This window comes from Microbacterium sp. PA5, assembly GCF_049860775.1.
Classification (GTDB): domain Bacteria; phylum Actinomycetota; class Actinomycetes; order Actinomycetales; family Microbacteriaceae; genus Microbacterium.
On the sequence record NZ_CP187567.1, the window covers coordinates 258,153 to 281,205 of the forward strand.

Sequence of the window (23,053 nt, forward strand, 5' to 3'; positions counted from 1 at the left end):
GATCACGCCGCCGAGGGCAACCGCAGCGCGCAGCGCGCAGGGCGGCAGTGCCAGCAGGTCTGCCTCTTTACGCCCAGTCCCCGGTATGGTCGCCACATGTCGGCATCTGTAGTCGTGAGGACGCTAACCATAAATGACGGGACGACCGTCGACGTTCCCGAGCAGGGCATCGTCTTGTTCGTGGGGCCCAACAACGCGGGCAAGAGCCAGGTGCTGCGCGACGTTGCGAAGATGACCACGAGCAAGAGCGATCGGGGCGTGGTCATATCGAGTGCTGACGTGGACTATCGGGGAACAGTTGACGATCTGATCGCACAATTCGAGGCGGACGACACCATCGTCAGGTCGGCAACGGGCGGCGACCGCGTCAACCTTGGGGACGGCTCGCTCCAGCAGGTCTCGAACATCCGGACCTGGTGGCGTGGCAGCGGGAGCATCGTTGGCGGCTATTTCGTCCTCCTTGCGGATACCGAATCGCGGTTAGGCGCGAGCCGCCCAACGGGCGCCCTCAACCTGTACGAGCGTGAGCCGTCGCATCCGCTGCACCGACTGTACGTGCGCCGCGATCTCGAACAACGCCTGGATCTGATAAGCAGAGAGTCGTTCGGGGAGGGGCTCATCCTCGACGTATGGGCAGGGGGTTCCGAGTGGGCTCTTCGGGTCGGTGACATTGCGCCGCCCGACGCACCTCGACCAGATCAGGCCTACCTGGATGCACTGAAGCAGCTGCCACTCCTGCATACCCAGGGTGACGGCGTACGCTCGATGATCGGCCTCTTGCTCAATCTGTTGACCGGACATCAATCAGTTTCTTTGATCGACGAGCCTGAAGCGTTCCTCCACCCGCCCCAAGCGCGCTTCCTCGCGCGCCTTCTTTCCGAGGATTCGTCCGCTGCATCGAGGGTCGCTTTGATCAGTACTCACTCGTCTGACATCGTTCACGGGGTGCTCGACGGTCCAGCCCAGACGACCGTCGTCCGACTGAGTCGGGTTGGGGATACCAACACGGCAGCAGTGCTCGACAATGACGCGGTTAGACGACTGTGGAGTGACCCGCTTCTCCGTTACTCGAACTTGCTTGAGGGTCTATTTACTGATGCAGTCGTGGTGTGCGAGTCGGACGCCGACTGCAAGTTCTTCGCATCTATACGGGACACTGTGAGGCAAGACGATGGTGGAGCTAGGAGGCCTGACATCCTGTTCACGAGCTGCGGCGGCAAGCATCGCATGCACGTGGGCGTGGAGGCGCTACGGGCGGCGAGCGTCCCCGTCGCCGTCATCGGAGATTTCGACGTGCTGAATGAGTGGACAACCCTCGCGCGTCTTGTAGTGAAGGCCGGAGGAGACCCCAGCGCGTTGGAAGCGGATTGGCGCGTGCTGAACTCCGCACTCACGTCCTCAGCGCGAACGCCGTCCGTCGCGGGGATGAAAGAGGCTGTCGCTGCCGCCTTCGAGTCGGTGACCGAGATAACTCCCAAGTCATTAGCCCCCGTTCGCGAGGCCCTGAAGGTTGAGTCAGGGTGGGATCGCGTTAAGAACGCCGGTCTGTCTGGAGTGCCGAAGGGTGAGCCGTTCGGCGCCGCCGTACGACTACTAGAGCAACTGAAGGAACTACATATCCATCTGATTCCGGTCGGCGAGATGGAGGACTTCGTGCCAGAGGTGGGCAATCATGGCCCGACCTGGTTGGCCGAGGTTCTCGAGAATTCTCTCCACACAAGCGCTTCTGGCGACGCAGCCCGCGTGTTTTTCGAGGAAGTGTCGAACTCGATAGTGCCCGCCCGAGACCTCGGCGGTGAGCACGGAGAGAGTGAAGGCCAACAGGCTGACACTTGATCCTGTGTAGAAGATTTCGGGAGCTACTGCTTCAGTAGCCGATCAGGAGGACGCCCTCAAAGGGGAGTCGTAGTCGCTGAGACGCATAGATCGCGCTGAGAAGATCGCGCGTCGAGCCATACGCGTCCTTCTGAGTCGAGCCGTATCTGTAGGTTCCTGGCATCAGGAGGAGCATGTACCGCGCATCCAGCAGCAGCGAGGTACGCACGATGTCGCGGTAGTCGGCGTTACCCATCGCGCCCCGTCCCGCTTCGACTTCAACCGCGATGCCTAGCTCGTCGTGAAACGCATCGATTTCGTAGTTGACCGCTGCCGCGCCATTGTCTCCGAAGAGGACGGGGCGCCGAATCTTCTCGCTGGCCTTCTTTCCGGTCTCCACGGAGAAACCCAGCGACTCTAGCCCTGGGCGCAGATGTGCCAGGACGACGTCGCTCGTCAGGCGATCTGCAGCGGATGCTGGCAAAGGCTCAGTGTCGATCTGACCGCGCGCGGCACGGACCGCTTCGACCACCTGCTCGGCCCACTGTGGTGCGCGTTCATTTCGCGGGAAGTAGCTCCAGCGCGGGTAGAGGCTCAATCGTCGTCCTCGTTCGAGACGGGATTCTGAGCCCACCGGTTGATCGTGCTCAGCCCCACTCCGAGTAGCTGTGCCGTGCGCCGCTGGGTGAAGCCGATAGCCAGCGCGTGCTCTACGGTCACCCGCTCCCAGTAGTAGTAGCTCCGTCGAAATGTTCGCAGGGCGCTCAGCGTCTTGGCGACACGTTCCTGTTGTTGCGCGTGTTCCAGGTCGCTTTCGATTAGGTCGTCTTCGATGTCGCGTTGATCGGCGAAGTAGTGCCTCTCGATCTCGCTCTTCGTGACTGGCCTATGTGCGATCGCTCCGATCTCGCGGAGCTGGTCACCGAGCACACTCAGGCTCGTCGCAATGTCGTTGAGCGTCACTCCTGGCCCCGCGAGCATGTCGGGGTCGTCGGGGCCTTCGGGGCGTGGTCCGGGCTTCGCGTGCATGCGGCTCACTTTAGCGCGCTAAATCGACACGCAATCTTGTTCGCGAACGTGAACAAGCATGTATAGTGGTGCATGTTCGCGAACGTGAACAGTCGGTTGGCGGGAGGTGAAGATGGTTACGGTGGGCGAGGTCTTCGAGCGCTATCAGGCGCTGATCCTTAGTCGAGTGTCGCAGGGTACTGGTCGCGCTTATTTAGCGGCCTGGCGGACGCGCGTGCGGGGTACGTTCGCGGAGCGCGACATCGCAGGTATCACCCCTCTCGACGTGGAGGCGGCCTTCGCGGCATGGTCGGGGTCGCGGTCGACTCGTGTCGATGCACTCGCGTGTCTGTCTGCGATCTGCCGTGTTGCCCAGAAGGGTGGCCTGATAGCTGTCAACCCATGTGTCGGTGTCGAGATACCGCGGGCGCGAGAATACGACCCAGGCTCTCGGGCTCTGAATCTCGACGAGGTTCGCAGGTTCCTGGAAGTGGTTGAAACCTTCCCGGCGCCGTATAGGCGGTTCCTGCTCGCGAAGCTCTACACCGGCTGCCGGTTCGGAGAAGTGGCTGGGCTTCGCGTCGCAGATATCGATCTCGCAGGGCGAACGATCCGCGTGGCGCGTACGGCGTCGCCGGGCATTACGGGGCAACTGAATGTTGGGCCGACGAAGGGTCGGAGATCGCGTAAGGTCCCGATTCCTGCGCCGCTCTTGCCAGTGCTTGCGGAAGCTGTCGAGGGCAAAGGTCAGCATGACCTTCTATTTCCGGGCCCACGCGGGGGGTTCCTCAATTCGAAGAATCTCAGTCGCGCGTTGGACTGGGCTCGCGTGCGGAGCGACATCAAGGTGTTTCCTCCGGGGGAGGCCCCTTTGCACTTCCACGACCTGCGCCACACTGCGGCAGACGTGCTCTTCCAGGCCGGAGTCTCAGCGCCCGATGTGCAAGCGATTCTGGGGCACTCGAATCTCGCCGTTACCCAGCTATACGCAGACACGCGGGCCGAGGCGGCCCGTCGTGGTGCCGAAGCGTTGTCGAACTTCTATGGCGCTCAGTCGAAAGGTCAACTTGGGGGAGGTGAAGCGCCCGCCATGACCGGCAGTGATTCGCCTGAGTAAAGGTCTGCTGGGAGCCCGGCGCGACCCCCGCGATCCCTGTGTTTCAGGACAAGGCAAAACCCCCGCCATGTAGAAGCTAGGCGAGGGTTTCTGGGACCGTTGTAACGACGGTCCGTGTGGCTCCGACGGGCGTCGATCCCGTGACCTCACGATTTTCAGTCGTGCGCTCTACCAACTGAGCTACAGAGCCGCATGGCATCCGAAGAGCCATGTCCGAGACGAAAGGCCCTGTGATCAATATCTGAACAAAGGGCCCGTCGCTTGGAGCGACCCTGACGGGACTTGAACCCGCGACCTCCGCCGTGACAGGGCGGCACGCTAACCAACTGCGCTACAGGGCCATGCGTATGAAGTTGTGTTGTCGGGAAGTGTGACCCCAACGGGATTCGAACCCGTGCTACCGCCGTGAAAGGGCGGCGTCCTAGGCCGCTAAACGATGGGGCCGAGCGAACCCGGAGGCTCACGCTTACCGACGCTCAAGCATACGCAATTCCCTACGGAATCGGAAATCGAGGGCGTGGCCGCTGGTGGACGGGGCCGCGGAGGGCGATGATGGCGGAAGCATGCGTCGTGCCCCCCGTCGATGCATCCGAATCCTCGGCAAATGTTGCGCGTGTTGTTAGTGTGGCACTTGTTGCTGGTGTGACTGAGGAGTGAGACGTGTCTGAGCTGTCCGGATCTCCGGAGGACTGCGGCTGCGCGCCGACCCCTCGCGAGCTGGCTGCCTTCGGCCGGGGACGCTCCGTCACGCGGCGCGGTGCGATCGGACTCGGGGTGGTCGGGATCGCCGCCGCCGGCCTGCTCGCCAGCGCGCCGGCGTTCGCCGCGACCTACCCCTCGTGGGACGACGTCGAGAAGGCGAAGGCCAACCAGTCCGCCAAGGCGCGACAGGTCACGCGCATCGAGGGACTGATCGCCTCGCTCGCCAACGACGTCGCCGTCAAGCAGGCCGAGGCCGAGCGCCTGGGTGCGGAGTACATCGCCGCGCAGGAGGCCTTCGAGGAGGCCGCCGACCGTGCCGCGTCGCTGCAGGAGCAGGCAGACGCCGAGGCCGCACGCGCCGCCGCGGCCGCCGACAAACTGGGACGCCTGGCCGCGCAGCAGTACCGGATGGGCGGCGATGACACGTCGCTCGAACTGTTCTTCTCGGGCTCCGCCGCCAGCGCCGACGACCTGCTCGCGCGCCTGGGCACGATGGACAAGCTCCTCGACGCCAACCGCAGCGTGTACGCCGATGCCGTGAGCGCCCGCGACAACGCGCAGAACCTCTCGAACCAGGCCGAAGTCGCCCGCACCGAGCGCGACCGCCTGCAGCAGGAGGCCGAAGCCAAGATGATCCGCGCGCAGGAGGCCGCAACGGCCGCGCAGGCGGCGCTCGACGCGCAGTCCGAGCACCTCGAGGTGCTCGAGGCGCAGCTGGCGGCCCTCAAGGACACGACCGCCGCGACCGTCGCCGACTACCGCGCGGGCGTCGTGGCCCGCCGCAAGGCCCGCGAAGCGCGGCTGCGCCGGGAGCGCGAGGAGGCGGCCCGCCGCGCCCGCGAGGAGGAGGAGCGCCGCAAGCGCGAGGAAGCCGCCAACGGCGGTGGCGGCGGCGGAAGCAGCGGCGGTGGCGGCGGCGAGGTGCAGCCCTCGGGCTGGGTGCGTCCCGCGTACGGCTACATCAGCGCGTGGTTCGGCTCGCGCGGCACGATCTGCTCCAACGGGTACTGCACCTCCAGCGGCCACCGCGGCATCGACTTCGCCGGCGGCTGCAGCTCGCCGATCTTCGCCGCCGCATCGGGCCGGGTCATCTTCGCCGGCTTCAGCGGTGCGTGGGGCAACTACATCAAGGTCGACCACGGCGGCGGCATCGTCACCGGCTACGCGCACATCAAGCCCGGCGGCTACAACGTCGGCTGGGGCGACACGGTGCGCGCGGGCCAGACGATCGCGTACGTCGGCAACACCGGCGCCAGCACCGGCTGCCACCTCCACTTCGAGGTCTACAGCGGCGGAGTCCGCATCAATCCCGCGCCGTTCCTGCGCGCCCGAGGCATCTCCGTCTAGTCCTCCCGGCGCAGACGGAAACGGGTCGGATGCCGTGGCATCCGACCCGTTCCGCACAGCGCGTCAGAGGGTGTTGGGCGCTTCGCCCTCACCCTGCGTCTTGGTCTGTCCCTCGTGCTCCTCGAAGCGCGCGAACGCCTCGGTCACCAGGCGCTCGGCCTCGGCGGCGTCGGCCCACTCGTCGACCTTGACCCACTTGCCGGGCTCGAGGTCCTTGTAGTGCTCGAAGAAGTGGTTGATCTCGTTCTTGGTCCACTCGTCGACGTCCGAGACGTCCTGCACGTGGCCCCAGCGGGGGTCCTTGGCGAGCACGGCCACGACCTTGTCGTCGCCGCCGGCCTCGTCCGTCATCTTCAGCACGCCGACGGGGCGCACCTTCGCGAGGATGCCGGGGGCCAGGTCGTGGTCGAGGAGCACGAGCACGTCGAGCGGGTCGCCGTCCTCGCCGAGCGTGTTCTCGAAGAAGCCGTAGTTGGCGGGGTATCCCATCGGGGTGAACAGGATGCGGTCGAGGAACACGCGGCCGGTGCCGTGGTCGACCTCGTACTTGATCTTGCTGTTGCGCGGGATCTCGATGACGGCGTCGTACGCGCCCATGCTGTGCTCCTTCGGAAAGTGCTGTGGATGCCGCCGACCAGCCTAGTCGCGGCCGGCCCCGCGTTCGGAACTCCGGAAGAGCGATGGCGATCGGGCCGGAAACCCGAGATCGGGGCCGCCGACGCGGGATCTTCCGGAGTTGTGAACACCGAGCGCCCGTGCCCGCCCGCGCCGCGCCGGCGGGAGCGGATACCGTGGCGATATGGAACACCGTCCGGGCCTCGATCCCGCCGTCGCCGACGTGCGCCGTGCGGTGCGGTCGGCCCTGACGGGACTCGCGGGACCGATCGTCGTCGGCCTCTCCGGCGGCGCCGACTCGCTCGCCCTCGCCGCGGCCGTCGCGTTCGAGGCGCCGAAGGCCGGTCTCTCCGCGTCGGCGGTGGTCATCGATCACGGGCTGCAGGCCGGGTCCGCGCAGGTGGCCGCCCGCGCCGCCGAGGCGGCTGCGTCCCTGGGGATCCCCGCCCGCACGATCCGGGTCGAGGTCGGCCGGGAGGGCGGGCCCGAGGCGGCCGCACGCGACGCCCGCCGCGAGGCGCTGCGCGGCGCCGCCCGCGACGCGGGGGCGACGGCCGTGCTGCTGGCGCACACTCTCGACGATCAGGCCGAGACCGTGCTGATCGGCTTGGCGAGAGGCTCCGGCGCGATGAGCCTCGGCGGCATGGCGCCGGTGCGCGAGGAGGACGGCATCCGCTGGATCCGGCCGCTGCTCGGCCTCCGCCGCGCGACCACGCGCGCCGCGTGCGCGGCCCAGGGCCTGCCGCCGTGGGACGATCCGCACAACCTCGACCGGCGGTTCCTGCGCGTGCGGGTGCGTCAGGACGTGCTCCCCCTGCTCGAGACGTCGCTGGGTCCGGGCGTGGCCGAGGCGCTCGCGCGGACCGCCGACCAGCTGCGCGAAGACGCCGAGGCGTTCGACGCGATGATCGCGGAGACCATCGAGGACATCGTGGAGCACGCCGAGGCGGGGATCGCGGTGTCGGTCGCCGCGCTGGCCGCCAACCCGCCGGCGCTGCGCCACCGGATCATCCGCCACGTCGTGGCCAGCGAGTTCGGGGTGAGCCTCACGCGCGTCCAGACGCTGGAGGTCGCGCGACTGGTGACCGAATGGGCCGGTCAGGGCGCGATCGATCTGCCCGGCTGCCGGGCGCTCCGTCGCGGAGACAGGATCGAATTCCGCGCTTCCGCGTCATAGCCGGCCCCCTCGTCGGTCTCATTCCCTGGCGGGTTCCCCGCCATGCGCGCCGCCGAACGCGGGCGCTCGACCTTGGGGGAGGTACGACGTGGGCCTGCGGATGCGCGTGCAACGGACGGCGGCGGTGGTGGCGGCGATGGTCGCCGGCGGGACTCTGGCGGTGGGGATGGCCGCGGTCGCGGCCGCCGCGCCGCCCTACGCGACCGAGGCCGAGATCACCGCGGTGACGTTCGTCGACGAGACGGTGCAGTCGGGTCGCTCGACCGAGCTCACGGGCGAGTGGGCGTTGCCCGACGACCCGGCGGTGCCGGCGGGGTTCACGGTGGGCCTCCCCGAGGGGCTGCGCGGGCTCGCCGACGCGTTCGACCTGCGGGCCCCGGACGGCTCGGCGATGGGCAGCTGCGTGGTGACCGCGACGCAGATCGTCTGCGACATCGATGCCGACTACATCGCCACGCACCCGCGCGACCTGCACGGGACGTTCGGGTTCTGGGCGCAGGTGACCACCCAGGTCACCGAGGCGACCGAGACGACCTACGACTTCGGCGACGTCGAGGGCACGATCACGGTCACCCCGCCGGCATCCGGCTGCCCGGACTGCACGTTCACCGGGCGCCCGAACAACAAGCACGGCGTGTACGACCGCGACGACGACACGATCGAGTGGACCATCGCCATCAAGGCGCCCGCGAGCGGGATGACCGCGGGGCAGGACGTCACGGTCGTCGAGCGCCTGGGCGCCGGACAGGAGTGGGTCCGCACCGGCGCCGGGACGCCGGCGCTGCGGGTGCTGGGGGCGGTGGAGCGCACGGCGACCGGCGGGCCGACCGGCTGGAGGAATGTCGGGGCGCGTGTCGGGGCGACCGTCACCGAGACCGCCGACGGCGTCGTGGTCGCCTTCACGGCCGAGGAGGGCTGGTTCTACGCGATCGTGGGGGCGGCGCGGGTGACCGACCGGGCGCTCACCACCTACACCAACGACGCGGACATCACCGTGGCCACGGAGTCGCCGGTCGGCGTGTCCGCCACGGTCATCCGCCAGGGTGGTGGCGGCACGGGCAGCGGCACGCCTACGCCGACACCGACCGCGACGCCGACGCCGACCGCGACGCCCACGCCGACCGCGACGCCGACGCCGACGCCGACGCCGACCGCGACGCCGACTGCGACGCCGACGCCGACCGCAACCCCGACACCCACCGCGACCGCGACACCCACGCCGACCGCCGGGGTGGGTTCCGAGTTCACGGCGACGCCGACCGCGGAGGCGACGCCGCCCCGCGGCGGGCTCGCCGTGACCGGCGGCGACGTGCCGTGGGGCCTCCTGTGGGCGGCGCCGGTGATGATCGCGCTCGGGGTGGGACTGCTCTCCCGCCGCCGCCGCGTCGCACAGGACTGATCCCGCCCGGGATCCCGCCCGCCCGGCACCCCGAGCGCCCGGGACCTCGAGACGGGGTCCCGGGCGGGGGCTCCCGGTCGGCCGGGTGCTGCGGGAATGCCTACACTCGAAGCATGCGCGCGGCCGACATCGCAGACCAGCTCACCAGCGTCCTCGTCACCGAGGAGCAGATCCACGAGAAGCTCGAGGAGCTCGCCGCGCGCGTGGTCGCCGACTACGAGGGCAAGGACCTGCTGCTCGTCGGCGTCCTCAAGGGCGCGGTCATGGTCATGGCCGACCTGGCCCGGGCGCTGCCGCGCGCGATCGCGATGGACTGGATGGCGGTCTCCTCCTACGGCGCGGGCACGAAGTCCAGCGGCGTCGTCCAGATCCGCAAGGACCTCGACACCGACCTCACCGGGAAGCACGTGCTGATCGTGGAGGACATCATCGACTCCGGGCTCACGCTCAGCTGGCTGCTCGAGAACTTCGCCTCCCGCGGCGCCGCGTCGATCGAGGTGCTCGCGCTGCTGCGCAAGCCCGACGCCGCCAAGGTCGAGATCGACTGCCGCTACGTCGGCTTCGACATCCCCAACGACTTCGTCGTCGGCTACGGCCTCGACTACGCCGAGGGATACCGCAATCTGCGCGACGTCGCCGTCCTCGCCCCTCACGTCTACAGCTGAGCGGCACCCGGCCCCGACGTACGGTACGCCGTGGGCGAATGCACAGACGCCCCATAGACGGCGCGCGATAGCCTGAGCGGACCATGGATCTCAAGAAGCTGACCCGCAACCCGTTGGTGTACGTGTTGCTCATCGGCGTGCTCCTGCTCATCGGGATGTCGCTGATCTCCGGGCTCACCGGCGCGAAGCGCATCACCACGCAGGAGGGGCTGGAGCTGCTGGGCGGTGACACCGTCAGCAAGGTCGTCATGACAGACGGCGACCAGCGCGTCGACATGACGCTCGCCAAGGAGTTCGAGGGCTCGACGAACGTGCAGTTCTACTACACGTCCGCCCGCGCCGACGAGGTGGTGGCGGCGATCGACTCCGCCGCCCCGGCCGACGGATTCGACGACGTCGTCCCGCAGCCGAGCTTCTGGGGCGGCATCCTCTCGCTCGTGATCCCGCTCCTGCTCCTGGGTCTGCTCTTCTGGTTCCTGCTCTCCAGCGCCCAGGGCGGCGGCAGCAAGGTCATGCAGTTCGGCAAGTCCCGCGCCAAGCTCGTCACTAAGGAGACCCCGACGGTCACGTTCGGCGATGTCGCCGGCGCCGAAGAGGCCATCGAGGAGATGCAGGAGATCAAGGACTTCCTGAAGGACCCGGCCAAGTTCCAGGCCGTCGGCGCACGGATTCCGAAGGGCGTGCTGCTGTACGGCCCTCCCGGAACCGGAAAGACGCTGCTCGCCCGCGCCGTCGCCGGCGAGGCGGGGGTCCCCTTCTACTCGATCTCCGGATCGGACTTCGTCGAGATGTTCGTCGGCGTGGGTGCCAGCCGCGTGCGCGACCTGTTCAATCAGGCCAAGGAGAACTCGCCGGCGATCATCTTCATCGACGAGATCGACGCCGTCGGCCGTCACCGCGGCGCCGGCATGGGCGGCGGGCACGACGAGCGCGAGCAGACGCTGAACCAGATGCTCGTGGAGATGGACGGCTTCGACCCCAAGGTCTCGGTCCTCGTGATCGCCGCCACCAACCGTCCCGACATCCTCGACCCGGCGCTGCTGCGCCCGGGCCGCTTCGACCGTCAGATCGGCGTCGACGCGCCCGACCTCAAGGGACGTCAGAAGATCCTCGAGGTCCACGGACGCGGCAAGCCGCTGTCGCCGTCGGTCGATCTGTCGGTCATCGCCCGCAAGACGCCCGGCTTCACGGGCGCCGATCTCGCGAACGTCATCAACGAGGCGGCGCTGCTCACGGCGCGCTCCAACGCGCAGCTCATCGACATGCGCGCCCTCGACGAGGCGATCGACCGCGTCATCGCCGGTCCGCAGCGCCGCACCCGGGTCATGAAGGACAAGGAGCGGCTCATCACGGCCTACCACGAGGGCGGCCACGCGCTCGTGGCGGCGGCGATGAACCACTCGGACCCGGTCACCAAGATCACGATCCTCCCGCGCGGCAAGGCCCTCGGCTACACGATGGTCATGCCGCTCGAGGACAAGTACTCCATCACCCGCAACGAGCTGCAGGACCAGCTCGCGTGGGCCATGGGCGGACGCGTCGCCGAGGAGGTCATCTTCCACGACCCGACCACCGGCGCGAGCAACGACATCGAGAAGGCGACCAACATCGCCCGCAAGATGGTGACCGAGTACGGCATGACCACCGACGTGGGACCGGTCAAGCTGGGGCAGTCCTCGGGCGAGGTGTTCATGGGCCGCGACATGGGTCACGGCCGCGACTTCAGCGAGCGCATCGCCGAGCGCGTCGACCAGCAGGTGCGCGAGCTCATCGAGCAGGCGCACAACGAGGCGTACGAGGTGATCAACGCGAACCGCGACATCCTCGACCGGCTCGCGACCGCGCTGCTGGAGAAGGAGACGCTCGACCACATCGAGATCGCCGAGATCTTCACGGACGTCCGCAAGCTGCCGCCGCGTCCGCAGTGGCTCTCGAGCCAGGAGCGCCCGGTCTCGATGCTGCCGCCGGTCGAGGTGCCGCGCACCCAGGACGAGGCGGGCCTGGCCGCACAGGTCGCCTCCGACGGGGAGCCCGCCGCGCAGAAGGCGCCGGCGCGACGCGCGACCGGGCAGGCACGTCCCGCGACCGCATAGGCTCGGGTCGTGGCTGTCGACCGTGACCGCGTCGCCGCACTGGTGCGCGACCTCCTCGAGGCGATCGGGGAGGACCCCGACCGTCCGGGCCTGCGGCTGACCCCGCAGCGGGTCGCCGACGCTTACGCCGAGTTCTTCTCGGGCGTGGGGGAGGATCCCGCGGCCCCGCTCGCGCACACCATCTCGGTGACCCGCGGTCCCGCTCCCGACACGCTGCCCTCGGGGGCGGTGATGCTCCGCGACATCCGCTTCCGGTCGGTGTGCGAGCACCACCTCCTGCCGTTCGCGGGTCATGCGCACATCGCCTACCTGCCGGGTGAGCAGGTGGTCGGGCTCGGCGCGCTGCCGCGCGTGGTCGACGTGCTCTCCGCGCGCCCGCAGGTGCAGGAGCGGCTCGGCGAGCAGATCGCCGACGTCATCGCCGGCTCGCTCGACACCCGCGGGGTGCTCGTCGTCCTCGATGCGACCCACGAATGCGTCACCATGCGCGGCGGACGTCAGCCCGACGCGTCGACGGTGACCGTCGCCGCCCGCGGCGAGCTGGCCGATCCCGCCGCCCGCGCGGAGATCATGCTGCTGCTGACGGGCCGCGCCCCGTGACGGGCACGACGCCATGACCCTCCTGATGGGAATCGTCAACGCGACGCCGGACTCGTTCAGCGACGGCGGGCGCTACCTCGGCGTCGACGACGCGGTCGCCCACGGGCGCGCGCTCGTGGCCGCCGGTGCCGACATCCTCGACGTCGGAGGCGAGTCCACGCGGCCGGGGGCGGAGCGGGTGCGTCCCGACGTGGAGCGCTCGCGGGCGCTGCCGGTCATCGAGGCGCTCGCCGCCACGGGCGCCATGATCAGCGTCGACACGATGAACGCGTCCACCGCGCAGGCGGCCATCGACGCCGGGGCGCTGATCGTCAACGACGTGTCGGGCGGACTGGCAGACCCCGAGATCCTCGAGGTCGTCGCCGACACCGAGGCGCACATCGCGCTGGGTCACTGGCGGGGTCCGTCCACCCAGATGTACGCGCGGGCGCAGTACGACGACGTGGTCGACGAGGTCGTCGCCGAGCTCGCCGAGCGCCGGCACGAGGCGATGGCAGCCGGGATCCCGCCGGGGCGCATCATCCTCGACCCCGGATTCGGCTTCGGCAAGCGCGGAGCGCAGAACTGGGCCCTGCTGCGCGGGCTCGAGCGCATCGTCGCGATGGAGTCCCGGGTGCTCGTGGGAACGAGCCGCAAGGGCTTCCTCGCCGAACTGCTGACGGACGCGACGGACGGCACGGCGGGCGGGGGCGAGGCGACACAGGATCGCCGCGACCTAGCGACCGCGGTCACGAGCGTCCGTGCGGCCGAGGCGGGCGTCTGGGCCGTGCGGGTGCACGACATCGCGACGACGCGCGACGCGCTCGCCGTCTGGACCCGGGGGAGGCGGCCATGACCACCGACGAGATCGCGATCACCGGCATCCGTGCCGTGGGATACCACGGCGTCTACGACCACGAGCGGCGCGACGGTCAGGAGTTCGTCGCCGACGTGGTGCTCGCGCTGTCGCTGCGCCGCGCCGCCGCGACCGACGACGTCGCCGACACCGTCCACTACGGCGAGCTCGCCGAGCAGGTGGCCGGCATCCTGTCGGGCGAGCCGGTCGACCTCCTCGAGACGCTCGCCGAGCGGATCGCCGGCGCGGCCCTCTCGTATCCGATCGTCGACGGCGTGACCGTGACGGTCCACAAGCCCCAGGCGCCGATCGCGGTGCCGTTCGGCGACGTGTCGGTGACCGTGCGGCGGCGCCGGGACGCGGCGGTGGGCGCATGAGCCGCGATCTGGCGCAGGGCGTCGAGGCCGGCTCGCGCCGGCGCGGTGGCCGTCCCGCGGTGCCGGCCGTCATCGCGCTGGGGGCGAACCTCGGCGACCGCGCCGACACGATCGAGGCGGCCCTGGCCGACCTCGCGCGGCTGCCCCTCACCGAGGTGATCGACGCGGCCGAGCCGATCGAGTCCGTCGCGCTGACTCCGACGGGACGGGACGAGTCGGCGCCCGGCTACCTCAACTCGGTCGCGCGGATCCGCACGCGGCTGGCACCGTCGGTGCTCCTGGACTATCTGCATGCGATCGAGGAGCGGCACGGCCGGGAGCGTCGCGCGGCGGGTCAGCCGCGCTGGCAGGACCGCACGCTCGATCTCGACCTGATCGTGTACGGCGAGGTCGTCTCCGACGACCCCGCCCTCACGCTGCCCCATCCGCGGGCCGCCGAGCGCGACTTCGTGCTGGCGCCGTGGCTCCTGCTCGACGGCGATGCCGTCCTGCCCGGACGGGGCCGCGTCGCCGACCTCCTCCGCGCCCTCGGCGACGAGGAGTCGCGATGAAGCGCACCGGTCCCGTCCCCCTCCTGATCGCCGTCGCGATCGGCGTCGTCGCCGGGTTCCTGATCGATCAGGTGCTGACCGCCGGCTCCCAGCCGACGTTCACGCCCTCGCTCATGCTTCCCGTGCTCCTGGTCCTGCTGAGCGTCGCGCTGGTGGCGCTGGCGCTCCCGATCCGCCGCGCGACCGCGGGTGCCGAGGGCCGCCGCGTCGACCCGTTCCACGCCGTGCGGATCGCCATGCTGGCGCGCGCGTCGAGCATCGTCGGCGCGCTCGTGACGGGCGTCGGCGGCGGACTCCTGCTCTTCCTCCTCACGAGACCCGTCACTCCCTCGTTAGGCTCGACGGGTGCGGTGCTGGCATCGGCGGCCGGAGGACTCGTCCTCGTGATCGCCGGTCTCGTGGCCGAGCACCTGTGCACCCTTCGGAAGGACGACGATGACGATCAGCCCGGATCAGCCGACCCCGGCTTCGGACTCTCCCACAGCGACTGACCCGGTCGCCGCCGCCCCCGCGGGCGGTGACGAGACGCTCGACGCCGGCACGTACGACGTCGTCGTCGAGCCGCGCAGCGAGAACCGGCTGCCGCTGGGCGACGGCACGTGGCACCAGATCTCGCGGAAGTACATCGTCGTCCAGCTCATCTCCAACGCGCTCTTCCTCGCGCTCGTGGTCGCGGCAGCCGTCGTGCTCGGGCTGGTCCTGAACCAGGCGTGGGTGTGGATCCCCGCGGCGGCCGTCGTCGCGGTGACGCTCGTCACGCTCATCGTGCTGCCGCGGCAGGCGCGCTCGATCGGCTACCAGCTCCGCGACGACGACCTCGTCTTCCGCCGCGGCATCCTCTGGCAGCGCATGGTGGCCGTGCCGTACGGGCGCATGCAGCTCGTCGACATCACCCACGGCCCGCTCGACCGCGGGTTCGGGATCGCCCAGCTCAAGCTCGTCACGGCCGCGGCGGCCACCGGCGTCACCATCCCGGGGCTCACCCAGGCAGCGGCCGAACGACTGCGCGACACGCTCATCGACGTCGCCGAGACGCGCCGGACCGGACTGTGAGCACGCCCGAGACACCCGCCGTCCCCGCGCCGGCCGCCGTGGCGGACGTGCGCTCGCCGCTGAGCGACGGCGAGTGGCACCGCCTCCACCCGCTGACGCCGCTGATGAAGGGCGGGCTCTTCCTCGTCGTCGTCATCGGCATCGTGGTCACCAATCTGCGGGACCGGCTGATCGCGCTGTTCCTGCCGGGCATGGCCGACGAGTACGAGTACGCGGGCGACCCGATCGACTTCATCGTCGCCAACGACCTCCTCATCGTCGCGGCGCTCGTCGTGCTGGGCGTGCTGATCGTGCTGCTGGCGCTGTTCTGGCTGTCGTGGCGGTTCCACACCTTCCGCATCACCGGCGACGACGTGGAGGTCCGCAGCGGCGTGCTCTTCCGCACCCATCGCCGGGCGCCGCTGGACCGGGTGCAGGGTGTGAACCTCACCCGGCCGATGATCGCCCGGATCCTCGGCATGGCCAAGCTGGAGGTCGTCGGCGCCGGCCTCGATGCCAACGTGAAGCTCGAGTACCTGTCGACGCCCAACGCCGAGGCGGTCCGCGGCGACATCCTGCGCCTGGCGTCGGGTCGCCAGCTCGCCGAGGGCCGCCGGGAGACCGGCGGGTCGCCGCGCGGACGCGCGGCCGCGGTGGTCAGCGCGGGGATCACGGGACTCATCGAGGGCGAGGAGGGCGCGGACGACCATCCGGCCTCCGTGGTCCACCTTCCCCCGGGGCGGCTGATCGGCGCGCACCTGATGTCGGGATCGACCATCTGGCTGATCCTGCTGGTCATCGGCGTCGTGATCGGCTCGATCGTCGGGACGCCGTGGGTGCTGTTCTCGATCGTGCCGGCCCTCATCGGTTTCGGGGCCTACTGGTTCCGTCAGATCACACGGTCGCTGCGGTACTCGATCGCACCGACGCCGGCGGGCGTCCGCATCACCTTCGGCCTGTTCACGACCATCACCGAGACGCTGCCGCCGGGCCGCATCCACGCCGTCGAGGTCGCCCAGCCCCTGCTGTGGCGCCGCCTGGGGTGGTTCCGCATCCGGGTGAACCGGCTCTCGGGTCGCGCGGCGACCGATACCTCGTCGCAGCAGTTCTCCGACGTGCTCCCGGTGGGAACGCTCGCCGACGTCGACCGCGTGCTCCGGCTCATCCTGCCGGGACTCCCCGACGACGCGCTGTCCGCGGTGCTGGAGCGCGGGATCCTCGGCCCCGTCGCAGGCGACCCCTACTCGAACACGCCCCGCCGCGCGCGCTGGCTGCGCCCGCTGTCCTGGCGGCGCAACGGGTTCCTCCTCACCGCCGACGCCCTGCTGCTGCGCAGCGGCGTGCTGCGCCGGGCGCTGGTCGTGCTGCCGCTCGCGCGGCTCCAGTCGATCCGGCTGTCGCAGGGTCCCGTGGCGCGGGCCCTGGATGTCGCCGACATCACCGGGCACACGGTGCTCGGCCAGGTCTCGGGCTCGCTCGGGATCCTCGACCGCGCCGCAGCGGTGACCCTGTGGGCCGACGCCGCCGCCGCGGTGATCGACGCCTCGTCGCGCGACCACTCCCACCGCTGGGGGACGACGCCCGCCGAGCCGGTCGCGCCCGAGGCGGCCCCGGCGACGCCGGGCCCGATCGACGCGGCGTCGGCGGAGCTGTCGCCGTGATCCGCAGCGGGCGCCTCGGCGTGGGCATCATCGGCGCCGGCCGCGTGGGACCGGTGATCGGTGCGGCGCTGGGCGGCGCGGGCCACGCGGTGACCGGCATCACGGCCGGCTCCGACCCCGACCGCGTCGAGGCGGTGCTCCCGGGCGTGCCGGTGCTGCCCGCCGACGAGGTGGTGCGCCGCAGCGAGCTGGTGGTGCTGGCCGTGCCGCATGCGGAGCTTCCCGCGCTCGTCGAGGGTCTCGCCGAGCTCGGAGCGTGGCAGGTCGGTCAGCTCGTGCTGCACACCGACCCGTCCTACGGCGTCGACGTGCTCGCGCCGGCCTCGGCTCGCGGCGCGATCCCGCTGGCCGTGCATCCGGCGATCGCCTTCACCGGCACCTCGATCGATCTGCGGCAGCTGCGGGACTCCTACGCCGCCGTGACCGCCCCCGGCGCCGTGCTCCCGATCGCCCAGGCGCTCGCCGTCGAGCTGGGATGCGAGCCCGTCGTCGTCTCCGAGGAGGCCCGCTCCGCGTACGGCGAGGCGATCGCGACGGCGACCGAGTTCTCGGCCTCGCTCCTGCGCCAGTCCTCGGAGCTGCTCGCCGCAGCCGGCGTGGAGGAGCCCGGACGGTACCTGTCCACACTCGTCCATTCGACCGTCGATCGCGCCCTGCAGGGCCTCGACGCCTCCTGACGCGCGGCGGAAGTGCGCGGCGGCGCGCGTGAGAGAATCGAGGGTCTACTTCTGAGGAGCCTGCAATGACCGACGCGCCCGTGCCCGCCGCCGAGCCAGCCGAAGACGACGTCTTCGAGCAGAAGGCGGTCCGCCTGGCCAAGCGCGAGCGACTGATCGCCGACCGCGCGGACGCAGCCGGCGGCGCCTACCCGGTGGCCGTCCCCGTCACGGACACGATCCCTCAGCTGCGGGAGCGCTTCGCCGACCTCGAGGCCGGCGCCGAGACGGGCGTCGTCGCATCGGTCGCGGGCAGGGTCGTGTTCAGCCGGAACACCGGCAAGCTGTGCTTCGCCTCGCTGCAGTCCGGCGACGGCAGCCGGATCCAGGCCATGGTCTCCCTCGCCGAGGTCGGCGAGGAGTCGCTCCAGTCCTGGAAGGAGCTCGTCGACCTGGGCGACCACGTGTCGGTCACGGGTCAGGTGATCTCCAGCCGCCGCGGCGAGCTGTCGATCATGGTCACCGACTGGGCGATCGCCGCGAAGGCGCTGCTTCCGCTGCCGAACCTCTACACCGAGCTCAGCGAGGAGAGTCGTGTGCGCTCCCGCTTCCTCGATCTGATCGTGCGCGACCTCGCCCGTGACACCGTCGTCGCCCGCGCCAAGGTCAACGCGAGCCTGCGCAGCACCTTCGCCGCGCACGGCTTCCTCGAGGTCGAGACGCCGATGCTCCAGGTGCAGCACGGCGGCGCCGCCGCCCGTCCCTTCGTCACGCACTCGAACGCGTTCGACGCCGACCTGTTCCTGCGGATCGCCCCGGAGCTGTTCCTGAAGCGCGCCGTCGTCGGCGGCATCGACCGGGTGTTCGAGATCAACCGCAACTTCCGCAACGAGGGGGCCGACTCCACCCACAGCCCCGAGTTCGCGATGCTGGAGGCCTATCAGGCCTACAGCGACTACCACGGGATCGCCGACCTCACACAGGAGCTCGTCCAGAACGCGGCGGTCGCCGTGGCCGGTTCGACCACCGTGACCTGGGCCGACGGCACCGCGTTCGACCTGGGCGGGCAGTGGGACCGCATCTCGATGTACGACTCGCTCTCGGAGGCCGCGGGTCGCGCCATCACGCCGCAGACGCCGCTGACCGACCTGCAGGCATTGGCTGCCGAGGTGGGCGTCGAGGTGCCCGCGAAGATCGCCACCCACGGGAAGCTCGTCGAGGAGCTGTGGGAGCACTTCGTCAAGGGCGGTCTGGAGCGTCCGACCTTCGTGATGGACTTCCCGCTCGACACCAGCCCGCTCGTGCGCGAGCATCGCTCCATCGCGGGCGTCGTGGAGAAGTGGGACCTGTACGTGCGCGGCTTCGAGCTCGCCACCGGGTACTCCGAGCTCGTCGACCCCGTCATCCAGCGCGAGCGCTTCGTCGAGCAGGCTGCGCTCGCCGCACGCGGAGACGACGAGGCCATGCGCGTGGACGAGGAGTTCCTGCGCGCCCTCGAGCACGGCATGCCGCCCACCGGGGGCATGGGCATGGGCATCGACCGGCTGATGATGGCGATCACCGGCCTCGGGATCCGCGAGACGATCCTCTTCCCGCTGGTGAAGTAGGCCCCGTCCTCCGGGCGGACCGGTCGTCGTCCTCGCCCCGGCGGAACGCCCAGTCCGGAAGGTGGGCCGACGCCACGAACGAGCGGACGATGTCGGCCAGGCCGTGCTCGCGATCGCTGTCGAGCGCCGCGTCGGCGTAGTGCGCGGCGTGGGTCGAGCGACCGAGCGCCCACGACAGCCAGCCGCACACCGCCAGCGGACCGGCGCGCCTGCCCGCGGCCGTGAGCGCCGCGACCTGGCGGACGAGCGCGAGCGCGCTCTCGAGCCGGGCGGGATCCGGACTCGCGCCCTCCCCCCACATCACCGCGGCGAGATCGGCGGGATACTCCTCCCCGTCCTCCCAGCGGCGCTGCGCGTCCATCGCGCCGGCCCCGCCCGCGGCGTCGCTGGCCCATTGCACGAGCGCCACATCGCGCAGCGCCGGGCGCGACAGGCACCACCCGAGGAGGGCGGCCTGCAGGGGGGACAGGTTATCCGGGTCCCACTGGAGCGCCCGCTCGTACAGCTGCGGCAGGTCGTCGAGCTCGCACGCGGCGGCCAGGGCCGCCGGATCGACACGATCGGCGCGCGGGGACTCGGGTGGCAGCCCGCAGAGCACCGACAGCGCGGCGGAGAGCGAGCGGTGAGCCGCACCGACGCGGCGCCGGTCGGCGGCGGAGCGCTCGGGCAGCTGCGCACCGGTGGACTGGTCGCCATGGACCTCCGGGAGGCCGGCGCCCGCGTCGGGCCCAGCGGGCAGGGGATGGGCGACCAGCTCGGACAGCGCGCGCACGCGCGCGGGTCCGACGCGCTGCGACCCCCACCCGTCGGCGGCGACGACGAGGGCGTCGATGAGGTCGAGCCCGCTCGCATCGGCGGTGCGGCGCAGGCCGTCGACGAGGTCGCGGTGCGGCAGGCCCTCGCCGGTGGGAGCATCGCTGTAGACGACGACCACCAGGCCGTCGGCGACCTCGACACGGCAGACCATGCCGATGACGGTCGCGGCGAAGCCGTCGTCGACCATCGCCTCCTGCGGCGGCAGATCGAGCCGCATCGCGCCGAGACTGCGCCCCCGCCGCATGGGCACGACCACGAGGCTGCGGGTCGGCGTGTAGCCGAGCATCCGCGGGATCAGGGACAGGAACTGCGCCGCGTCGGCGGCCTTCACGGTGGTGGTCATCCCCCGAGCGTGCCGCGCCGGATGCGGCCCGACACCGTCGTCCACAGGCGCTCCGCACCCTCGTCGCGCACCCGCCCGATGGGGAGGAGGCGGCGGCGTACGATGGATGCCATGGACACCGACTACTGGGCAGCCGTCGTCTGGTCGCTCGCGCCCACCGTGGTCGTGCTGGGGCTGTTCATCTTCGTGCTGCGCTCGATCCTGCGGATGGACCGCAACGAGCGCCGGGTCTTCACGCGGATCGAGGCGGAGGAGCGGGCCAAGCGCGGTCTCCCGCCCGCCGCCGACGATCGGCCCTGACCCCGCGCGCGACACCCGCCCGATACGCTGAGCGCATCCGAAACCTGGGAGCGCGAACGTGCTGAGCATCACCATCGACTGGCACTGGACCTGGTGGGTCGTCGTGGTCCTCGTCTTCGACATCACCGTCCGCGTGCTCGCGATCATCGTGATCCCGCGCAACCGCCGCCCCACCGCGGCGATGGCCTGGCTGCTCGCGATCTACTTCATCCCGATCATCGGCATCCTGCTGTTCCTGCTCATCGGCAACCCGCGCCTGCCGCGCAAGCGTCGCAAGAAGCAGGAGCAGATCAACCAGTACATCCGCGACACCAGCCGCGGGCTGGACTTCGGGACCCTCCGCCCGAACGCCCCCGAGTGGTTCCGCTCGCTCGTGACGCTCAACCGCAACCTCGGCGCCCTCCCGATCGCGGGAGACAACGGCGCGACCATGATCGCGGGCTACCAGGACAGTCTCGACGCGATGGCCGAGGCGATCCGCGGTGCGCGCAGCTACGTCCACGTGGAGTTCTACATCCTCCAGGCAGACGCATCGACCGACAACTTCTTCCGCGCGCTCGAGGAGGTCGCCGAGCGCGGCGTCGTCGTCCGCGTGCTCATGGACCACTGGGCCAACCGCAGCAAGCCCTTCTACAAGGAGACGCTCCGCCGCCTCGACACGATGGGGGCGCACTGGCGCCTCATGCTCCCCGTCCAGCCCCTCAAGGGGAAGTATCAGCGTCCCGACCTCCGCAACCACCGCAAGCTCCTCGTGGTCGACGGCGCGGTCGCGTTCATGGGATCGCAGAACGTCACCGACTCCACCTACAACCTGAAGAAGAACATCAAGCGCGGGCTGCACTGGGTGGACATGATGGCCCGCATCGACGGTCCCGTCGTGGCCTCCGTCAACGCGGTGTTCCTCAGCGACTGGTACAGCGAGACCGACGAGATCGTCCAGGGCATCGAGCTGTTCGACGTGAGCGCCGGCACCGGCGATCTCGACTGCCAGGTCATCCCGTCGGGCCCCGGGTTCGAGTTCCAGAACAACCTGAAGCTGTTCATGGGGCTGCTGTTCGCCGCGCAGCGGAAGATCATCATCGTCAGCCCCTACTTCGTCCCCGACGAGGGACTGCTCCTCGCCATCCAGACGGCCTGCCAGCGCGGCATCCACGTCGAGCTCTTCGTCTCCGAGGAGGGCGACCAGGCGATGGTCTACCACGCGCAGCGCAGCTACTACGAAGCCCTCCTGCGCTCCGGGGTGAAGATCTGGATGTACAAGCGGCCCTACATCCTCCACTCCAAGTCGATGTCCATCGATGACGAGGTGGCCGTGGTCGGATCGAGCAACATGGACATGCGCTCGTTCGGTCTCAACCTCGAGATGTCGCTCCTCGTGCGCGGCGAGGAGTTCGTGCAGCAGCTGCGCGCCGTCGAGGACCGCTACCGCGAGGACTCCCGTGAGCTGACGCTGGAGGAATGGCGCCAGCAGCCGCTGCGCTCCACCGTGCTCGACAACCTGGCGCGCCTCACCTCGGCTCTGCAGTGAGACGGATCCCCACGGGCCGACACTCGGGGAGTGGATGCCGTCGCATCCGCGCGATCGAAAGGACCCTCATGCCTCGCCGTCCCGTCTCCGCCCTCGTGGGGCTTGCGCTCGCCGCCCTCGCCCTGTCCGGCTGCGCGACCGGCGGCGTGAACGGCGGCGCGGGCGGCCCCGGCGGCGACGAGCAGCCGGGCGCGGGCGGCCTCTCGGTCGGTGCCGCGTGGCTCGCGGGCGGATCGATGATCGCGGTCGTGACCGAGGGCAGCTCGACGTGCACGCCGTCCGTCGAGGACGCCGTGCTCGACGAGGGCGTCCTCGTCGTGACGCTCACCGAGGACACCGGCGAGGACCGGCCGTGCACCGACGACCTCGTGAAGCGCGGCACCGTCGTCGGCGTGCCCGAGGGCGTCGAGCCCGGTAGCGGCATCGACATCCAGGTGACGATGGACGGCGGCTTCGGCGAGACCTCGCTCGAGGGCTACTCCGGCGGCGCGGTCGACGAGTACACGCCCTCCGCCGGCTGGGTGGACGACCAGACGTTCGCCATGCTGACCTGGGGATCGTCCTCCTGCGCGCCGCAGGTCGAGTCGGCGACCGCCGCCAGCCCCGACGCGATCGAGCTGACCTTCGTCGATCCCCCCGCCGACCAGGTGTGCACCATGGATATGGCGCCGCGCGTGACGGTCGTCACCGTCGACGGCGAGGTCTCGCGGGATGCGGCGATCACCGTCTCCGGCGGCGGTGCCGATCGCCCGTCGCCGTCCATCCCCATCGACTGACGCGACGGGCGCCCGGGCCGGCCCGATGCCGCG

23 protein-coding genes and 3 tRNA genes are annotated in these 23,053 nt (G+C 70.3%); 19 read left to right on the forward strand and 7 right to left on the reverse strand.

The features are described from left to right. Nucleotides 1-96 precede the first annotated feature (96 nt). Nucleotides 97-1,836, forward strand: coding sequence for an AAA family ATPase (locus tag ACPWUT_RS01165; RefSeq protein WP_425839760.1), 1,740 nt, complete (start codon nucleotides 97-99; stop codon nucleotides 1,834-1,836). 31 nt (nucleotides 1,837-1,867) lie between these two features. On the opposite strand, the gene ACPWUT_RS01170 is transcribed toward ACPWUT_RS01165, so the two are convergent. Beyond that, nucleotides 1,868-2,413: a hypothetical protein gene (locus ACPWUT_RS01170; RefSeq protein WP_425839763.1), complete on the reverse strand. Its 546-nt coding sequence runs from the start codon at nucleotides 2,411-2,413 to the stop codon at nucleotides 1,868-1,870. After that, a complete protein-coding gene (locus tag ACPWUT_RS01175; RefSeq protein ID WP_425839766.1) occupies nucleotides 2,410-2,844 on the reverse strand; it encodes a hypothetical protein in 435 nt (144 codons plus the stop codon). The genes ACPWUT_RS01170 and ACPWUT_RS01175 overlap by 4 nt, the downstream gene beginning before the upstream one ends. Before the next feature lie 121 nt (nucleotides 2,845-2,965). Here ACPWUT_RS01175 and ACPWUT_RS01180 point away from each other — a divergent pair, with 121 nt between their 5' ends. Next, nucleotides 2,966-3,940, forward strand: a complete 975-nt coding sequence (locus ACPWUT_RS01180) for a tyrosine-type recombinase/integrase (RefSeq protein WP_425839769.1) — start codon at nucleotides 2,966-2,968, stop codon at nucleotides 3,938-3,940. Between the two features lie 117 nt (nucleotides 3,941-4,057). Here ACPWUT_RS01180 and ACPWUT_RS01185 read toward each other — a convergent pair. The 3 genes from ACPWUT_RS01185 to ACPWUT_RS01195 form a co-directional block, all read right to left on the reverse strand. After that, nucleotides 4,058-4,130 (reverse strand) — tRNA-Phe (locus ACPWUT_RS01185). 77 nt (nucleotides 4,131-4,207) lie between these two features. After that, nucleotides 4,208-4,281, reverse strand: a tRNA-Asp gene (locus ACPWUT_RS01190). 30 nt (nucleotides 4,282-4,311) lie between these two features. Next, nucleotides 4,312-4,384 (reverse strand) — tRNA-Glu (locus tag ACPWUT_RS01195). A 216-nt stretch (nucleotides 4,385-4,600) separates the two neighbouring features. Here ACPWUT_RS01195 and ACPWUT_RS01200 point away from each other — a divergent pair. Further along, entirely contained in the window at nucleotides 4,601-5,989 is a 1,389-nt protein-coding gene (locus tag ACPWUT_RS01200; RefSeq protein WP_425839772.1) for a peptidoglycan DD-metalloendopeptidase family protein, read from the forward strand. Nucleotides 5,990-6,052: 63 nt separating this feature from the next. On the opposite strand, the gene ppa is transcribed toward ACPWUT_RS01200, so the two are convergent. After that, the gene (gene ppa / locus ACPWUT_RS01205) at nucleotides 6,053-6,586 is read right to left on the reverse strand and encodes an inorganic diphosphatase (protein WP_284528654.1); all 534 of its coding nucleotides are present in this window, start codon (nucleotides 6,584-6,586) and stop codon (nucleotides 6,053-6,055) included. Nucleotides 6,587-6,788: 202 nt separating this feature from the next. Between ppa and tilS the strand changes: the two genes are divergently transcribed. The 13 genes from tilS (at nucleotide 6,789) to lysS (ending at nucleotide 19,257) form a co-directional block, all read left to right on the forward strand. Next, entirely contained in the window at nucleotides 6,789-7,781 is a 993-nt protein-coding gene (gene tilS / locus ACPWUT_RS01210) for a tRNA lysidine(34) synthetase TilS (protein ID WP_425839775.1), read from the forward strand. Between the two features lie 88 nt (nucleotides 7,782-7,869). Next, nucleotides 7,870-9,180, forward strand: a complete 1,311-nt coding sequence (locus tag ACPWUT_RS01215; RefSeq protein ID WP_425839778.1) for a hypothetical protein — start codon at nucleotides 7,870-7,872, stop codon at nucleotides 9,178-9,180. A gap of 113 nt (nucleotides 9,181-9,293) precedes the next feature. Beyond that, a complete protein-coding gene (gene hpt / locus ACPWUT_RS01220; protein WP_425839781.1) occupies nucleotides 9,294-9,845 on the forward strand; it encodes a hypoxanthine phosphoribosyltransferase in 552 nt (183 codons plus the stop codon). An 83-nt stretch (nucleotides 9,846-9,928) separates the two neighbouring features. Next, nucleotides 9,929-11,938, forward strand: coding sequence for an ATP-dependent zinc metalloprotease FtsH (gene ftsH, locus ACPWUT_RS01225; protein WP_284528658.1), 2,010 nt, complete (start codon nucleotides 9,929-9,931; stop codon nucleotides 11,936-11,938). A gap of 9 nt (nucleotides 11,939-11,947) precedes the next feature. After that, nucleotides 11,948-12,538: a GTP cyclohydrolase I gene (gene folE, locus ACPWUT_RS01230; protein ID WP_284528659.1), complete on the forward strand. Its 591-nt coding sequence runs from the start codon at nucleotides 11,948-11,950 to the stop codon at nucleotides 12,536-12,538. A 13-nt stretch (nucleotides 12,539-12,551) separates the two neighbouring features. After that, on the forward strand, nucleotides 12,552-13,373 hold the full coding sequence (gene folP, locus ACPWUT_RS01235) for a dihydropteroate synthase (RefSeq protein ID WP_425839786.1): 822 nt from the start codon (nucleotides 12,552-12,554) through the stop codon (nucleotides 13,371-13,373). Next, nucleotides 13,370-13,750 carry a dihydroneopterin aldolase gene (gene folB / locus ACPWUT_RS01240; protein ID WP_284528661.1) on the forward strand — a complete coding sequence of 127 codons (381 nt, stop codon included), beginning with the start codon at nucleotides 13,370-13,372 and terminating at the stop codon, nucleotides 13,748-13,750. Before folP ends, folB begins: the two co-directional genes overlap by 4 nt. Beyond that, nucleotides 13,747-14,301, forward strand: coding sequence for a 2-amino-4-hydroxy-6-hydroxymethyldihydropteridine diphosphokinase (gene folK / locus ACPWUT_RS01245; protein WP_284528662.1), 555 nt, complete (start codon nucleotides 13,747-13,749; stop codon nucleotides 14,299-14,301). Before folB ends, folK begins: the two co-directional genes overlap by 4 nt. Further along, nucleotides 14,298-14,792 (forward strand): DUF3180 domain-containing protein, encoded by a 495-nt coding sequence (locus ACPWUT_RS01250; RefSeq protein WP_284528663.1) that lies wholly within the window; start codon nucleotides 14,298-14,300, stop codon nucleotides 14,790-14,792. Before folK ends, ACPWUT_RS01250 begins: the two co-directional genes overlap by 4 nt. Further along, nucleotides 14,737-15,354 carry a PH domain-containing protein gene (locus ACPWUT_RS01255; protein ID WP_284528664.1) on the forward strand — a complete coding sequence of 206 codons (618 nt, stop codon included), beginning with the start codon at nucleotides 14,737-14,739 and terminating at the stop codon, nucleotides 15,352-15,354. The genes ACPWUT_RS01250 and ACPWUT_RS01255 overlap by 56 nt, the downstream gene beginning before the upstream one ends. Next, nucleotides 15,351-16,994, forward strand: a complete 1,644-nt coding sequence (locus ACPWUT_RS01260) for a PH domain-containing protein (protein ID WP_425839792.1) — start codon at nucleotides 15,351-15,353, stop codon at nucleotides 16,992-16,994. The genes ACPWUT_RS01255 and ACPWUT_RS01260 overlap by 4 nt, the downstream gene beginning before the upstream one ends. Then, nucleotides 16,991-17,671 carry a Rossmann-like and DUF2520 domain-containing protein gene (locus ACPWUT_RS01265; RefSeq protein ID WP_284528665.1) on the forward strand — a complete coding sequence of 227 codons (681 nt, stop codon included), beginning with the start codon at nucleotides 16,991-16,993 and terminating at the stop codon, nucleotides 17,669-17,671. Before ACPWUT_RS01260 ends, ACPWUT_RS01265 begins: the two co-directional genes overlap by 4 nt. A 65-nt stretch (nucleotides 17,672-17,736) precedes the next feature. Continuing rightward, nucleotides 17,737-19,257, forward strand: coding sequence for a lysine--tRNA ligase (gene lysS / locus ACPWUT_RS01270; protein WP_284528666.1), 1,521 nt, complete (start codon nucleotides 17,737-17,739; stop codon nucleotides 19,255-19,257). Here the strand turns inward: lysS and ACPWUT_RS01275 are convergent. Further along, nucleotides 19,208-20,416 carry a DUF4192 family protein gene (locus ACPWUT_RS01275; RefSeq protein WP_425839797.1) on the reverse strand — a complete coding sequence of 403 codons (1,209 nt, stop codon included), beginning with the start codon at nucleotides 20,414-20,416 and terminating at the stop codon, nucleotides 19,208-19,210. The two genes, lysS and ACPWUT_RS01275, sit on opposite strands and share 50 nt — an antisense overlap. Before the next feature lie 111 nt (nucleotides 20,417-20,527). Here ACPWUT_RS01275 and ACPWUT_RS01280 point away from each other — a divergent pair, with 111 nt between their 5' ends. The 3 genes from ACPWUT_RS01280 to ACPWUT_RS01290 all read left to right on the forward strand — a co-directional run bounded on the left by ACPWUT_RS01280 (nucleotide 20,528) and on the right by ACPWUT_RS01290 (nucleotide 23,020). Further along, a complete protein-coding gene (locus ACPWUT_RS01280) occupies nucleotides 20,528-20,716 on the forward strand; it encodes a hypothetical protein (protein ID WP_425839800.1) in 189 nt (62 codons plus the stop codon). 58 nt (nucleotides 20,717-20,774) lie between these two features. Then, nucleotides 20,775-22,244: a cardiolipin synthase gene (gene cls, locus ACPWUT_RS01285; protein ID WP_425839803.1), complete on the forward strand. Its 1,470-nt coding sequence runs from the start codon at nucleotides 20,775-20,777 to the stop codon at nucleotides 22,242-22,244. Nucleotides 22,245-22,312: 68 nt separating this feature from the next. After that, nucleotides 22,313-23,020 carry a hypothetical protein gene (locus ACPWUT_RS01290; RefSeq protein WP_425839806.1) on the forward strand — a complete coding sequence of 236 codons (708 nt, stop codon included), beginning with the start codon at nucleotides 22,313-22,315 and terminating at the stop codon, nucleotides 23,018-23,020. Nucleotides 23,021-23,053 lie beyond the last annotated feature (33 nt).